A 15,388-nucleotide genomic window follows, 5' to 3' on the forward strand; every position below is an offset into this window, starting at 1 on the left:
TTTGGGGCGATTTGCATTCAATACACTTTGAGGTGAGCGTGATAGAAAAAGCAGGCGAGCAAGTGATAGCGTGTTAGTTGTTAGATTTTTCCGTGCAAATAAAGGGCAGTTGATACTGTTAAGCTAGCGGAGGAAAAACACGGAAAGCGTAGTGTTTTTTCGCAGCGGTCACTATCTACATGTCGCTTGTGTTTTTTCGAAACGATTGTTGTATTAAAAATCAAAAAAAATTGTACATAAATAGAGTACTAGAATTATAGAAGTTATAACTATGCCAAGAAAAGCTTGGCTTACACAATTTTTGCTTCTATCTGTTTTTTTTATTAAACTAGAAAGAAGGGACAAGAAGATCAAAACGTTGTTTCTTTGCTCTGTTGTTGCTTCATTACGATATCAGGTGAATGTTTAGAGTATAAAGGATAAGCAGTTAGAAAAATTTTGTAAACTTTGGAAGGGGTATGACAAGTATGAAATTCATTGATAATCAAGGTATTTTAGACCCAGCTATGAACTTAGCATTGGAACAGTATATTGTAGAAAACTTTGGTGAAAAAGATACATTTTTATTGTTTTATGTGAATCAACCTTCCATTATTATTGGACGCAATCAAAATACGATTGAAGAAATAAATACGCATTATGTTAACGAACATGATATTAAAGTTGTACGCCGTTTATCTGGGGGCGGGGCCGTTTACCATGATGAAGGAAACTTAAACTTTAGTTTCATTACAAAAGATGATGGGAATAGCTTTCAAAATTTTGCTAAGTTCACCCAGCCTGTAGTAGAAGCATTAAATAAGTTAGGTGTGCCTGCCGAATTGAAAGGACGTAACGATTTAGTTGTCGAAGGTCGTAAAATCTCAGGGAATGCCATGTATGCGACGAAAGGAAAGATGTTCAGTCATGGGACGCTCATGCTTGACTCTGAAATTGATAAAGTTGTATCAGCGCTTAAAGTAAACAAAGAAAAAATAGCTTCCAAAGGAATTAAGTCCATCCGCAGTCGGGTAGCAAACATTTCCGAGTTTTTCAATCAAAAAATATCCATGGACGAATTTAAACACGTTATTTTACGGCATGTATTTGATGTGGAGGATATCTCTGAAGTTCCACGTTATGAATTAACAGAAGAAGATTGGAAAAATGTTAAACAAATATCACGTGACCGCTATAATAACTGGGATTGGAATTACGGCAAGTCGCCATCGTTTAATATTCAAGCTTCCCATAAATTTGATGCAGGTCTTGTTGATGTTCGTTTAGACGTCAAGAAAGGAATAATAGAGAATTGTAAAATTTATGGTGACTTTTTCGGTGTTGGAGAGATCAACGTTTTGGAAAATAGTCTTATTGGTGTCCGTCATCAACAAGAAGCAATTGAAGAAGCGTTGACCAATGTTGAAGTTCCTCGTTATTTAGGAAAGATATCGAAAGAAGACTTTATTCAGTTAATCTATTAATGTCTTTGTAATTATGGGAGAACTATATTCTAAAATTCAGGCATGAGTTCAGTTATTGAGCTTATGCCTTTTACTGTTCATTTCTTCGATAGCGCTTTCTCTTGAAATGATAAATAACCTCATATATAATTGAATTGTTCAACGATTCTTATAGTTTAGTTGGGTGTGGGAGAATGATTTTTGTTTACCAATAAAATGAATGATGATTCATTCATTTTATTGCGCTAGAGAAAAGTATGGAATTTTTTGGTTTATAGTAAAAGGAAAACGAAGGTCTGTCGCCACAATACTTGTCGACAATCCGAGTTTTTCTAAGACAAGGGGGAGTTTTATGAATATAAGTAAGCAATTGTCCTGTACTGCGCAAGAATATGCGAATAAGCCAGCATATATCTTTGAGCATCAGCCAACGAGTTATAAGGATCTCGATCAAGCTGTGACTTTATTTGCTTCTGGGTTAGCAGCAATTGGTTATAAAAAAGGTGATCACATTGCTTTAGTTGTCGGAAATAGCCCTTATTACATTATTGGTCTATATGGTGCTCTAAGGCTGGGGTTAGTGGTTATTCCAATTAATCCATTATATACACCAAGTGAACTGAGTTATATTTTACATAATGGAGATGTCAAGGCGGTAATAACGTTAGACCGATTACTAGAAAAATTTCAGGCGATAGATGGGGAACTAAGTATTTCTAATTACATTGTTTGTGATTCTGGGGCAGGAGAACAACCAATACCGATGGAAAGAGAAAGATTGCATGCTTTTTCTGAGGTGCTACAATTAGGAGATCCGTATTTCGACCAACCAGATCTGCAAAGTGATGATTTGGCCATTATTTTATATACATCTGGGACAACTGGTACACCAAAGGGAGCCATGCTTTCTCACCACAATTTGTATTCCAATGCAAAAGATGTTGCAGATTATTTAAGTATAAATGATAAAGACAAAGTAATTGCTGCTTTACCCATGTTTCATGTGTTTTGCTTAACGGTTTCCCTTAATGCGCCTTTAATGAATGGCGGGACAGTTATCGTTTTACCAAAATTTTCACCTTCTGCCGTATTTGAATTAAGTACAACCTATCAAGCAACTATTTTTGCTGGGGTACCGACGATGTATAATTATTTATTGCAAGCAAAGCGGGAAGATAAAGAAAATCCATTTGCAACGATCCGGTTCTGTATTTCTGGAGGGGCATCTATGCCAGTAGCTTTGTTAAAGGGATTTGAGCAAGCTTTTGATGTCACCATATCTGAAGGCTATGGATTATCTGAAGCTTCACCGGTAACTTGCTTTAATCCGTTAGATCGACCACGTAAACCGGGGTCGATCGGCTGCAGTATTCAAGGGGTTGAAAACAAGATTGTAGACGAATGGGGCGAAGAAGTGCCTGTTGGCGAGGTTGGGGAATTAATCGTTCGCGGTCCCAATGTAATGCTAGGCTATTATAAGCTTACGGAAGAAACAGCTGCTGCTTTAAAAAATGGCTGGTTATATACGGGAGATATGGCACGAAAGGATGACGAAGGTTATTTTTTTATCGTTGACCGGAAAAAAGATATGATTTTAGTAGGTGGCTATAATGTGTATCCTCGTGAAGTAGAAGAAGTCTTCTATAGGCATCCAAATGTAATAGAAGTAGCTGTAATAGGTACGCCTGATCCAGAAACTGGTGAGGAGGTACAATGCTTTGTTGTGACAGATGAAAATGACGTAACCGCGGAAGAATTAATTTCATTTTGCCAGACGTATTTAGCAAAATATAAAGTCCCTGCAAACATCATTTTTTTAGATGAATTACCAAAGAATACAACTGGAAAAATTTTAAGGAAAAACTTAAAGGAACAAGTACTTCAATGAAAGGCCTAAACTTAGCAGCTGTTGCCATAAAATAGGTGGCAAGCTGCTAAGTTTTTCTAAACAGATAAGAAAATATAAATGAGTTGCTTGTGGATAATAAAATAACTGAATAGTATAAACTTAGGGTTTATAGTATAAGAAAAACAAAGGTTTCGCATAAGACTTGGTAACAAGCCAAGTTTTTCTAACGACATAGCATTTTTTAATAAATTTTATTCTATTCTTGTTGATGAAGTGGTGAAAAGAAATGGCAAACAAAATAAAATAATCAGAAAGAAAATGTGTTTTTTGTTTCTTTTTTTGAAAAAGTTTGGTATTTTAGTAAAGAAGCCACTTTCTTTTCTTCTAGAAAGGATGAAAACATGTTTAACTTCTACACAGATCCTCCCGAAATCACCCCTTTTACTGCTGCCTTGGTAGCTCGACGAGACTCCAACAACAAAGCAATGACGATGGTGCTTGAAGATCAGGAAGAATATGCAGTTGGTTGCTCCCCGAGTAAGGTGATGGATCACGCTTGTAAGTATTTTGGCAGCAGTTTAAAAGGAAGACAGGATGGAACGCGTGATGTTTGCGGTATTACCCATAAAGCCCCCGTTACAATTGATCCATTAAGCGGCATGTATTTTTTTCCAACGATTTCTCCTTCGAGCTCTCAGTGTACATGGATTGCCCATTCCCATATCGAACAAGTTCAAAGAAAGCATGAATATGGGACGGAAATTATCTTTCTAAATGGAAAAAGCATTGAATTAGACATTTCCTATGGGTCGATGATAAACCAAATTCAGCGAACAGCTCAATTTCGGTATTTATTAAATAACCGACTCAAGTTTTTAAAGAAGCACATTGCTCCTTCAGAATCGACTTTCTCATCAACTCCTCAAACATAAGTTTCACTTTTTTTCGGATAGCAGGATTGAAATAATTGCGTTTTTCCTCACGCCCTCGACAAATAAACAAATAAGAGGAAAAGGAATCATTTTTCTCCAACTTTACAACTTGTATTTGTTTTTGCTGCATCGTTTTCCGTAAGTTTTTTCGCTCCTGAAATGCAAGCTGTTCCATTCTTGTTAAAACTTCTAGGTAGGATTCCTTTATTTTAAATGCTTTGAATGTACCAGTCTGTAGAAAATAAATATCTTGTTGAATTACTAAGATAGTCATGGAAAGAAACAGGAAGCGTGATGCCAATGTTAACTCATCTTCGTTTAAGTAACGCAAAAAGAATTCCTCCTTCACAAGGAACGTATGTTCCTTTGTTGCTAGTATATGCGATAAACATAAAAAAATTCAATTCATAAAGAAAAGAAAGTGGCGATATAAGTGATAGGACTTTGCACATGGCGATTTTTCTATTAAAATAGAAAGTACTAACCATTCTTCAAGGGGGTAAAGAGAACACCTCTAATTCAAGTTTTACTTTGTCTATCATTTCATTCTTTTAATTACTATAGGAATGTGTAAAGTTTTAAGTTTATCGTATAACCGACGTTTTTCTCATGTGTTTAGGGAGAAAAAGACACTAAAGTATGAAATCGTCTGTTATAGGAAAACATGGAGATATCATTATTATGTGAAAAAACTAGAAAAATAACATTCATATTATCGAGGAGATTTACTACATGCTTTTATTAGACATCCAACTATCCGATTGGGAAATGATTTTTGATAGTGAAACTTTTGATGATTACATTACGCAACTATTAAAAAATTATGAGAATCTAGGCCCTATCCCTGGTTTCCTGTTGCCATTTATTGAGGCGTTTTTTCCATTTTTGCCGCTAGTTGTATTCGTTTTTGCCAATGCTGCTGCTTATGGGCTGTTTGAAGGGTTTATTTTATCTTGGGCAGGTGCAGCAATAGGTGCTATTCTCGTCTTTTTAATTATTCGTAAGTTAGGTGATCGAAAAGTATTTAAAATAATTCGTAAAAATAAACAGGTGAGGAAAGTAACTGCATGGCTAGAAAGGCATGGTTTTGGACCACTGTTTTTATTAATGTGTTTCCCTTTTTCTCCGTCATCTGTTATTAATGTTGTTTCTGGATTGTCTAAAATTAGTACCCAACAATTTATCTTAGCCGTAATTATGGGGAAATCCGTCATGATTTTCTCCATTGCTTATGTTGGCTCAAGTATTATGGAATTTGCCAAGAATCCGGTGAAAACGATTGTTGTTGGAATATGTATCGTGTTATTTTGGATGATTGGTAAATATATTGAAAAGCGATTACAGAAAAAAGCGGAGTTGCGCGAAGAATCTGATACGAGGAAAGATTAAAACATCTGTTTCTAGGGTAAGCTATTAGTAGAACTTACTCTGGAGGAAGATGAAAATGAAAAATAAATATCGGAAAGTGGTCTTTGTTATTTTGTTTGGGGCCATGATTATAATTGCTAGCAGGTCAGCTTTATTTGCCAGCTATGTGGTAGAAGGTGAATCAATGGAGCCAACTTTGGATGATGGGAACCTGCTAATGGTAAACAAGTTTGTGTATGATTTAACGGAAGTCGATCGGTTTGATGTGATTGTCTTTCGTGCTAATGAGAAAGAAGATTACGTCAAAAGAGTAATTGGAATTCCAGGGGATACGATTTATTACCAAGATGACAAATTATATATAAATGGGAATTATGTTGAAGAAGATTTTTTACAAGAATATGCGCAAGCTACGTTAAGTAATAAACCATATACAGAAAATTTCTCGCTGGAAGAAGTAACTGGAGAGACAAAAGTGCCAAAGGGCAAGCTATTCGTTATGGGAGATAACCGTGGGGAAAGTTTGGATAGTCGTGCATTTGGATTTATTGCACAGACGCAGTTGGTCGGCAAAGTAGATGTGAAATATTGGCCTATTTCTCAAGCTAGTCTAAGTCTGGGTAACTAGTGGAAAATGGCGTCTTTGGTGAAGTTTTTCCTTACCTATCATTGGTGTCATAGGTTGTACAAGGTTTTGAGCAAATATGAATGCTAGTCACACCTTCTTCATTTTATATGCTTCTTATATTCTTCATCTACAGCAAGACGCTTCTTTTCAAACATGATATACTAGAATGATAAAGGACATAAGCAACAATTATAAAGTCAGTTCGGACGGACGATCCCGGTCTTCATATAAGGAAAGGGTCTTCTGTCCGTTTTCTATTTTGTACGTTTAGGAAACGATCGTGGACTGTAGAATAATGCTTCACGCTCTATGATGAAACATCATTGTAAGATTTAAAGCTGATCATATACCTTTTGTCATAAAGTTGTCGATCACTAGCATTGCATTAATTAAACCTGATGATTCAAAATACTAAAAATGTTCAATAATTACGTGTTCATGATACAAAAAAATCCTTTACAATGGAAGTACAGGTGGTTCCTGTCCAAATCCAAAAGTAAAGGATAATCCGTATGAACAAGAATACACTAAAATCATCATTTGGTAAATGGGTTTCACCTATAAATACGAAAAAACTATTTGAACAAGTAGAAGAAAATAAACAAGATTACTACACAAAAAAGCTAACAACTGCAGGGTATATAAAGCTCATGTTACTTGCCCAACTGCAAGGATTCGAGAGCTTGGAAGAAATGAGCGATGCCCTAATAGATGATGGACTTCAGAAAGCACTGGGGTTTGAATCGATTAGTACATCTCAGCTATCAAGGAAGAATAATGAAATGAATCCAATGATCCTTTCCCATTTATTCTTGGACCTTGTTTACAAAATAAAAGGTATCCAATTTAAAAACGGGAAATACATGCCATTGAAAATCATTGATTCTAGCACGCTTCCATTAAACTTAACGAATCATAAGTGGGCAAAGTTCCGTAAAACAAAAGCAGGAGTTAAGCTACATTTACGACTTATATTTATGAATAAAGATACCGTCTATCCTGAAAAAGCAGTGATTACAACAGCCAAAGAACATGACAGAAATCAACTGGAAGTTCTCGTAGACGACAAAGAAGCCATGTATGTGTTTGACCGTGGATACGTTGATTATGAACGATTTGATCGAATGACAGATGAAGGCTATTTTTTCGTATCAAGACTGAAGAAAAACGCCATCACTCGTGAAGTAGAATCATTTTCTATACCTAAAGATTCTACGGTTTTATCCGACAAGATGGTTTACATCGGTTCGACGCAAAATCGTACAGAGAATGTATTCCGCCTACTTGAAGTAGTGGATACAAAGGGAAACATTCTACGATTAATTACTAACCGTTTCGATCTAAATTCCGAAGAAATTAGTGAAATTTACCGTCAACGGTGGGCCATAGAGCTATTTTTCAAATGGCTCAAACAGCATGTAGAGATCAAACACTTTTATGGCATGAGCGAAACTGCCATTCAAAATCAAATCTTCCTTGCGCTCATTGCTTACTGTTTACATGTACTTATCCAGTTAGAGATGAGGAGTAAGAAGTCCTTACTCCGAATTAGCCGCTGGTTAAATAAAGCGCTGTGGAAACCTGCGTACATCTGGATTCGCAGATTTGACGATAGATCTATTCCGTAAATACATACAGTGTCGCTGTTGCTAATAGTTTAATTGTATAATTTTTCCAAATGGACAGACCACCTTTGTTTAGCCTTTGTCTTTTTGGCAAAAAATCCTGCAAAGATGTTTACTGAATTTTCAAACCATATTTATGCAATGCTAGTGGTTGTCGATAAATAAAATTTTTTATCCATGAAAGGGGAAGTGAGTGATGAGTCTCCGTTTTATAACAGGTCGCGTAGGTACAGGGAAAAGTGGTCGCATATTTGATGAAATAAAAGAAAAATTGCTAGATCAGCCACAAGGCTCAGCTATATTTTATCTTGTGCCTGATCAGATGACTTTTCAGCAAGAATATAATTTATTTAAAGATAAGGAAATTCGTGGCAGTATACGGGCGCAAGTAGTTAGCTTTTCACGTTTAGCTTGGAGGGTTTTACAAGAAACAGGGGGAGGAAATAAGCCCTTTATTAGTACAATAGGAATGCAAATGATGTTACGAAAAATCATGGAAGAAAAGCAAGGAGAATGGCATGTGTTTCAACATGCTATGGAAAAGCATGGGTTTATTGAACAATTAGAAACGATGATTACCGAATTTAAACGCTACGCTATTACACCTGAATTATTACAAGCTAAAATGGAGCATATGAATAGCTATGTACATAAGAAAACAGGAGAAGAAAGTCTCCTTCATAAATTGGAAGACTTGTTGTATATTTATGAAAAACTATTGCTTTCATTACAAGGAAAATATATAGACGGGGAAGATCAATTACAAATACTTGCAGATAAAATTGCTCATTCCAGGCTATTAGAAAATGCAGAAATCTATATTGATGGTTTTTATCGTTTTACACCTACAGAACTTATCGTAATACAAGCATTGTTAAAAAAATGTAAGCAAGTTACGGTTGCGTTAACGGTCGATAAGCCAGAAGAAGAACCTACTTCAGAAGTTGATTTGTTTTATCAAACGAAAGAAACGTTTCATGTATTAAAGCAATTAGCTGCGTCTATAGATGTAACGGTAGAAGAAACGATTAAACTAGCCCCTACATATGGTCGCTTTCGTAATCGCCCATACTTTGCTCATTTGGAGCAGTACTTTGATCATCGTCCAGCGCCAACATATGAACAACCAGTCCCTATACAAATTGCTGAGGCAGTTCATCCTCGTGCAGAGGTGGAAGGTGCTGCACAGCAAATTATTCATTTGGTGCGAGACGAGGGATATCGTTATCAAGATATGGCCATATTTATAAGGCAAACAGACATGTATCATGATCTAATCGCGACGATTTTTCATGATTACGATATCCCTGTATTTATTGATGAAAAGCGGACGATGTTAAACCATCCGTTAATGGAATTTATTCGTTCAGCATTAGATGTCGTTGAAGGAAATTGGCGTTACGACGCGGTTTTTCGTCTGTTAAAAACAGATTTTGTGTCAATTTCGGACAAGGAATACCCGCTAACAGCAGATGCGATTGATGAATTAGAAAATTATGTACTGGAATATGGAGTTCGATCCCGCACAAGCTGGTTTTCTGAGAAAGATTGGATTTTTCAGCGTTTTCGTGGATTTGATCAGATGTCACAAACAGATACAGAACGGGAAACACAATTACGTATTAACCGTTATCGAAAACAAGTAATTAAGGCCTTTGAAGGCTTTGATACGCAATTAAGAGAAGCAGAAACAGTGAAGGAAAAATGTGTTTGTTTGTATCGATTATTGGAAGAACTTCAAGTTCCTACAAAATTAGAACAATTGCGAGCTGAATACGATGAACAAGCTGAAATCGAAAAGGGGCGAGAACAGGAACAAGTTTGGGATGCCGTTATTCAACTGTTGGATGAAATGGTAGAAATGGTTGGCGAAGAAACGATGTCATTATCTGTATTTCGTAAAACATTGGAAGCTGGTTTAGAAACATTGAAGTTTGCTCATGTGCCCCCAAGTATAGATCATGTTATTGTCGGTTCTATTGATCGCTCAAGAATAAGCGATATTCGTTGTGCCTTTTTATTAGGTGTAAATGAAGGAATTTGGCCGTTGAAACCGTCCGCGGATGGGTTAATTAATGAACAAGAGCGTAATTTATTAGCTGATCATGGCGTACAGCTTGCTGAAACGAGTAAACGTCAATTACTAGACGACTGGTTTTATATGTATGTGTCTTTCACAGTAGCAAGTGATCAGTTATGGATTAGTTACCCATTAAGTGATGAAGAGGGAAATACGAAGATGCCATCACAACTTATTAAGCGAATAGAGAACTTATTCCCAAGCTGTTGTGAACATCAATTGCTGCAAGAACCCGATGAATTGTTAGAAGCAGATCGTTTTGTGACAACACCTCATAAAACAAGAGCTGCCTTAACAGCACAACTAGCAAGGTATCGTAAGGGGTATCCAATAAAACCCATTTGGTGGCATGTACTCAATTGGTATATCATGCAGGAAAAAAAGAACGGAACGACATACCGTATTTTACAGAGCCTGTATTATCAAAATAAACCTAGTAATCTATCGGCAGAAACCGTTGAGCAGCTATATCCAAAACAGATTAAAGCAAGTGTTTCTAGACTGGAGACATATTACAGATGTTCTTATCAGCATTTCGCCAAATATAGCCTTGGTTTAGAGGAAAGGCGAACATATAAGCTAGATGCACCAGATATTGGTCAGTTATTCCATGAAGCGTTAAAAACGATAACCGTATGGATTCAACAAGGAGACAAAGAATTTTCTCAACTCACACAATCTGATGCGGCTTCATACGCACATCAAGCAGTTACCAAGCTATCTCCTATATTACAGCACCAAATCTTGCACAGTTCGAATCGCTATCAGTATATTCAACAGAAATTAGAAGAAGTAATTGCAAGGGCAACGTATGTACTAAGTGAGCAAGCTAGAAGAAGCCATTTTTCTCCAGTTGGTTTGGAGTTAGGATTTGGGAACGATCAAGATCTACCGCCGTTAACTGTTCCTTTGCAAAACGGATTTGAATTGATGCTTAGAGGCAGGATAGACCGTGTCGATAAGGCTGTTAAAGATGACGAGCTATTTTTACGAATTATTGATTACAAATCAAGTGCAAAGGAATTAAATTTGCTTGAGGTGTACTACGGACTTGCATTGCAAATGTTAGCATACCTTGATGTAGTTATTACGCATTCGGAACAATGGCTAGGCGTAAAAGCAACACCAGCAGGTATTCTGTATTTCCACGTCCATAATCCGATGATTACAGGACAAGACAAGCTTGATGATGCCACGATTGAAAAAGAATTATTTAAAAAATATAAGATGCAAGGGCTATTGTTGGCAGATGAAGATATTGCTAAACTCATGGACCAAGCTTTAGAATCAGGTGCTAGCCAGATAATTCCAGCTGCAATTAAAAAGAATGGTGGATTTTACAGTTATTCTAAAGTAGCAGATGAAAGGACCATGAAGCATTTACAGCAACATGTTCATCAACTGATGACGCAGGCAGGGATAGACATGACACATGGTGCTATCGATTTAAATCCATATTATTATAAACAACAAAATGCTTGTACGCACTGCCCGTTTCAATCTGTATGTCAATTTGATCCGACGATATCAACGAACAATTACCGCAAACTAGCAGATATGAAGCAGGATGAAATACTCAAACGAATGCAAGTAGAGGAGGATTCAGAATGGTGAGCTGGACAACGGAACAAGAAGAAGCTATCTATACAAAAGGGTCTGATATTCTTGTTGCAGCAGCTGCAGGTTCGGGGAAAACAGCAGTTTTGGTGGAACGAATTATTCAAAAACTGTTGGATAAGAAGCAACCTGTAGATATTGATTCCTTACTTGTGGTTACATTTACAAATGCAGCTGCACAAGAAATGCGTAATCGAGTTGGTGATGCATTAGAAAAAGCTTTAGAAAAAAACCCAGCTTCTTTACATTTAAAAAAACAATTATCGTTATTACAACGAGCATCTATCTCCACATTACACGCATTTTGTTTAGATGTTGTTAAGCAATATGCTTATTTGTTAGATATTGACCCAGCTTTTCGGATTGCAAATAATATGGAAGCAGAACTGATGAAGCAGGAAGTATTAGACGACTTATTTGAAAGCTGGTATGGAACGGATGCAGAGGAACAAGAAGCTTTTTTTCAAGTTGTTGACCGTTTTTCAAGTGATCGAAGCGATGCCGATGTAGAGAAATTAATTTTACAATTATATGAGTTTGCAGTAAAAAACCCTTGGCCGGATAAATGGTTAGATCAATTAGCGGAAGCTTATGATATACCAAAAACGGCTCAAGAAAGTGAGTTAAGCTGGCTAAAAATTTTGAAACGCGAAGTGAAAGAACAGTTAAATGCCATGGAAGAGGAAATAGAGCAAGCAATGAAGGTAGCGAGAGAAAGTGATGGACCTTATCATTATGCCGATACACTCGAGAAGGATTTGGTACTTGTTCATGAAGCGAGTGCTCATTTGGGTGATTGGCAACAATTGCACGATTGGATAGAAGCAAGTACGTTTGCTAAGCTATCTAGTAAAAAAGTAGAGGTTAATGAGGAAAAGAAAAAACAAGTAAAAAAATTACGAGAAAGCTATAAAAAGCGCTGGACAGCCATGAAACAAGGTTGGTTTGCTAGGAATTTAGTAAGCCACCTAGAAGATATGCGTGAAATGGCTCCGATAATGAAACAGTTAGCTTCACTCGTGAAAGCATTTAAAGCGAAGTTTCAAGAAGAAAAAAAAGGACGTGCTCTCGTTGATTTCTCCGACTTAGAGCATTTATGTTTGCAAATATTGCTTGAAGATAGAAATGTGGATAAGCCAAAGCCGTCAAAAGTGGCAAAAAGTTTCCAAGAGCAATATACGGAAATACTCATTGATGAGTATCAAGATACAAACCTTGTTCAAGAGACTATTTTATCACTAATAAGCAATCAAACAGATGCGGGAAACAGATTCATGGTAGGGGATGTTAAACAAAGCATTTATCGCTTTCGCCACGCAGAGCCGTCTTTGTTTATAAAAAAGTATAATCGTTTTGCTCAATCTGAACATCTTGCTAAACGAATCGACTTATCACGGAATTTTAGAAGCCGTAGCCAAGTTTTAATGGCGACAAATTATTTATTTAGACAAATCATTGATGAATCGCTTGGAGAAATAAATTATGATGCAAATGCAGAGCTCATTTATGGAAATAAGATGTATGACAACTTCCCCCACAGAGCTCCTAGTCCAGAATTAATTATTATTGATCGAGAAACGAATGAGCGTAAAGAAACCGACTTGGATCATTCCATGGACCTAGAGAAAGCAGAATTAGAAGCACGAATGTATGCAAATAAAATAAAGCACTGGATTGGCCAAGAAGACGGGCAACCATTACAAGTAGTAGATAAAAAAACAGAGCAACAACGTGACGTGCAATATCGAGATATTGTTATCTTACTTCGTTCCATGACGGATGCACCTGTGATTACAGACGAGCTAAAAAAACAAGGAATTCCTGTTTATGCAGAACTGTCTACAGGCTATTTTGAGGCGATTGAAGTAAAAGTCATGATCAGCTTTTTAAAAGTCGTAGATAATCCGCGGCAGGATATTCCTTTAGCCTCTGTTTTGCGTTCACCAATTGTCGGTCTAAATGAAGAAGAATTAACTACCATTCGGTTAGCGAGAAAAAAACAAACCTATTATGAGGCATTACTATTCTATGCAAAAGAGCATGTCAATGCATTAGCTGATAAAATCACCATGTTTTTAGAGTCGTTACATCGATTACGTAAAGCCACAAGACAAGGAGCTTTATCGGAGTTAATTTGGCAAATTTATCGAGAAACGAAATATTATGATTATGTTGGTGGTATGCCAGGAGGTAGGCAAAGGCAGGCGAACCTCCGTGCATTGTATGATCGGGCACGAACGTATGAAGCAACCTCTTTCCGTGGCTTATTCCGTTTTCTTCGCTTTATAGAACGTATGGAAGAGAGAAAGGAAGATTTAGGCGCTGCAAGAGCTTTAAGTGAACAAGAAGATGTTGTAAGGATTATGACCATCCATAAAAGTAAAGGATTGGAATTTCCTGTAGTCTTACTAGGTGGTATGGATAAACAATTTAATTTAAGTGATTTAAATCAAAAATATTTATTGCATAAAGATTATGGTTTTGCTAGCAAGTATATTGATCCAGTTAAACGAATATCTTATCCTACGCTTTATTATCATGCATTAAGACGGGAAATGTTACGTGATCAATTAGCGGAGGAGATGCGCGTTTTATATGTCGCATTAACTCGAGCCAAAGAAAAGCTTGTTATGATTGGAAGTGTGGCATCTTTTGATAAGAAAAAGGAAAAATGGCAAGCCATTCAAAACCATCCTTACTGGGTACTACCAACTCATGGACGAATAGAAGCAAAAACATACCTTGATTGGGTTGCTCCTGCACTTGTACGGCATCATGAAAATGAAGTATTACGACTTGGAGAAATAGGAGAACAAGTAAAAGAAGAAATTCAACAAGACCCTTCTAGTTGGGAAATTAGCATCCATCACGCTAACGAGCTTGAAGAAACAGGGAAGCAAGCTGATGACGAATTAGATCAGCTTTATCAACATATTTCTGAATGGACTCCTTTTACATTATCCAGCGATAAGTTAGCAAAAACGGTGCAACAACGTTTGAGTGATACGTATCCTTATATACACGCTGCGAAATCCAGAGCGAAACAAACGGTAACCGAATTAAAGCGGCAGCAGGAATTAAAAGATGAGTACAGTAGTGATCATTTAATTACACCTAGGCAAAGACCAATTATGAAACGCCCTGTTTTTATGCAAAAGGAAAAGAAGGTATCAGCTGCTGAAAAGGGTACTTTTATGCATAAAGTAATGCAACATTTACCATTGCATCGTTCGTTGACGTATGAGGAGATTGAAACGGAATTAGAAAAAATGGTGGAAAAAGAAATGATTGGTCGAGAGGCTGTCGAAGAAATAGATATTACAGCTATTGAACATTTTTACCAAACGTCAATTGCTCAAATAATGATAACAGCTCCTTATGTGCAACGAGAAATTCCGTTTAGTTTAGCCATTCCAGCTACAGAAGTATATCATGATTGGCAAGGAAAAGAAGAAGATGTATTAATACAAGGTGTAATCGATGCGATTATTTCGACAAAGGATGGTTGGATTATACTGGACTATAAAACCGACTCCATTCATGGAGAATGGTCCGAGCTAGTAGAAGAAAAGTTGTTACGAAGATATCAAACACAAATGGATCTTTACCGCCATGCAGTTGAAACTATTTGGAGACAGCCAGTATTGGAAACATACCTTTATTTCTTTACAAAACAAGCGCTTGTTCGGGTGCCGTCCAGAAGATATTGATATTTATAACCGTTGCTCCTATTTATTCTAAGATCTTCTGTAGAATGCAGGATTACTGGACAAGCAGCAGTGAGAAATAATAGCCCTTATATGCTTTATTTTGTAATGCATACCGATTAGTACTAAAATGACCCGTG

The 15,388-nt window shown here is 36.8% G+C and carries 9 protein-coding genes; 8 read left to right on the forward strand and 1 reads right to left on the reverse strand.

Translation table 11 applies throughout. The features are described 5' to 3' along the window. The first annotated feature begins 467 nt into the window (after positions 1-467). The 3 genes from lplA (at position 468) to B2C77_RS07540 (ending at position 4,223) form a co-directional block, all read left to right on the forward strand. A complete protein-coding gene (gene lplA / locus B2C77_RS07530) occupies positions 468-1,463 on the forward strand; it encodes a lipoate--protein ligase (protein WP_077703063.1) in 996 nt (331 codons plus the stop codon). Positions 1,464-1,794: 331 nt separating this feature from the next. After that, positions 1,795-3,330, forward strand: a complete 1,536-nt coding sequence (locus tag B2C77_RS07535; protein WP_077703064.1) for a fatty acid--CoA ligase family protein — start codon at positions 1,795-1,797, stop codon at positions 3,328-3,330. A 362-nt stretch (positions 3,331-3,692) separates the two neighbouring features. Further along, complete coding sequence (locus tag B2C77_RS07540) at positions 3,693-4,223, forward strand: competence protein ComK (protein ID WP_077703065.1); 531 nt, start codon at positions 3,693-3,695, stop codon at positions 4,221-4,223. On the opposite strand, the gene B2C77_RS07545 is transcribed toward B2C77_RS07540, so the two are convergent. Continuing rightward, positions 4,159-4,554: a YhjD family protein gene (locus tag B2C77_RS07545; protein WP_077703066.1), complete on the reverse strand. Its 396-nt coding sequence runs from the start codon at positions 4,552-4,554 to the stop codon at positions 4,159-4,161. The two genes, B2C77_RS07540 and B2C77_RS07545, sit on opposite strands and share 65 nt — an antisense overlap. A 401-nt stretch (positions 4,555-4,955) precedes the next feature. Here B2C77_RS07545 and B2C77_RS07550 point away from each other — a divergent pair, with 401 nt between their 5' ends. From B2C77_RS07550 to addA, 5 genes are all read left to right on the forward strand, one after another. Then, positions 4,956-5,612 carry a TVP38/TMEM64 family protein gene (locus tag B2C77_RS07550; protein ID WP_077703067.1) on the forward strand — a complete coding sequence of 219 codons (657 nt, stop codon included), beginning with the start codon at positions 4,956-4,958 and terminating at the stop codon, positions 5,610-5,612. A gap of 55 nt (positions 5,613-5,667) precedes the next feature. Next, positions 5,668-6,219, forward strand: coding sequence for a signal peptidase I (gene lepB, locus B2C77_RS07555; protein ID WP_438272958.1), 552 nt, complete (start codon positions 5,668-5,670; stop codon positions 6,217-6,219). Between the two features lie 512 nt (positions 6,220-6,731). Beyond that, positions 6,732-7,847 (forward strand): IS4 family transposase, encoded by a 1,116-nt coding sequence (locus tag B2C77_RS07560; protein WP_077703069.1) that lies wholly within the window; start codon positions 6,732-6,734, stop codon positions 7,845-7,847. Positions 7,848-8,040: 193 nt separating this feature from the next. Continuing rightward, a complete protein-coding gene (addB, locus tag B2C77_RS07565) occupies positions 8,041-11,538 on the forward strand; it encodes a helicase-exonuclease AddAB subunit AddB (protein ID WP_077703070.1) in 3,498 nt (1,165 codons plus the stop codon). Further along, the gene (gene addA, locus B2C77_RS07570; RefSeq protein WP_077703071.1) at positions 11,532-15,251 is read left to right on the forward strand and encodes a helicase-exonuclease AddAB subunit AddA; all 3,720 of its coding nucleotides are present in this window, start codon (positions 11,532-11,534) and stop codon (positions 15,249-15,251) included. The genes addB and addA overlap by 7 nt, the downstream gene beginning before the upstream one ends. Positions 15,252-15,388: the final 137 nt, after the last annotated feature.

This window comes from Virgibacillus dokdonensis (assembly GCF_900166595.1).
Classification (GTDB): Bacteria; Bacillota; Bacilli; order Bacillales; family Amphibacillaceae; genus Virgibacillus; species Virgibacillus dokdonensis.

Coding starts and splice junctions, on each gene's coding strand:
- addB (WP_077703070.1), top strand. CDS start 8,041: ATGAGTCTCCGTTTTATAACAGGTCGCGTAGGTACAGGGAAAAGTGGT.
- B2C77_RS07535 (WP_077703064.1), top strand. CDS start 1,795: ATGAATATAAGTAAGCAATTGTCCTGTACTGCGCAAGAATATGCGAAT.
- B2C77_RS07550 (WP_077703067.1), top strand. CDS start 4,956: ATGCTTTTATTAGACATCCAACTATCCGATTGGGAAATGATTTTTGAT.
- B2C77_RS07540 (WP_077703065.1), top strand. CDS start 3,693: ATGTTTAACTTCTACACAGATCCTCCCGAAATCACCCCTTTTACTGCT.
- lplA (WP_077703063.1), top strand. CDS start 468: ATGAAATTCATTGATAATCAAGGTATTTTAGACCCAGCTATGAACTTA.
- addA (WP_077703071.1), top strand. CDS start 11,532: ATGGTGAGCTGGACAACGGAACAAGAAGAAGCTATCTATACAAAAGGG.
- lepB (WP_438272958.1), top strand. CDS start 5,668: ATGAAAAATAAATATCGGAAAGTGGTCTTTGTTATTTTGTTTGGGGCC.
- B2C77_RS07560 (WP_077703069.1), top strand. CDS start 6,732: ATGAACAAGAATACACTAAAATCATCATTTGGTAAATGGGTTTCACCT.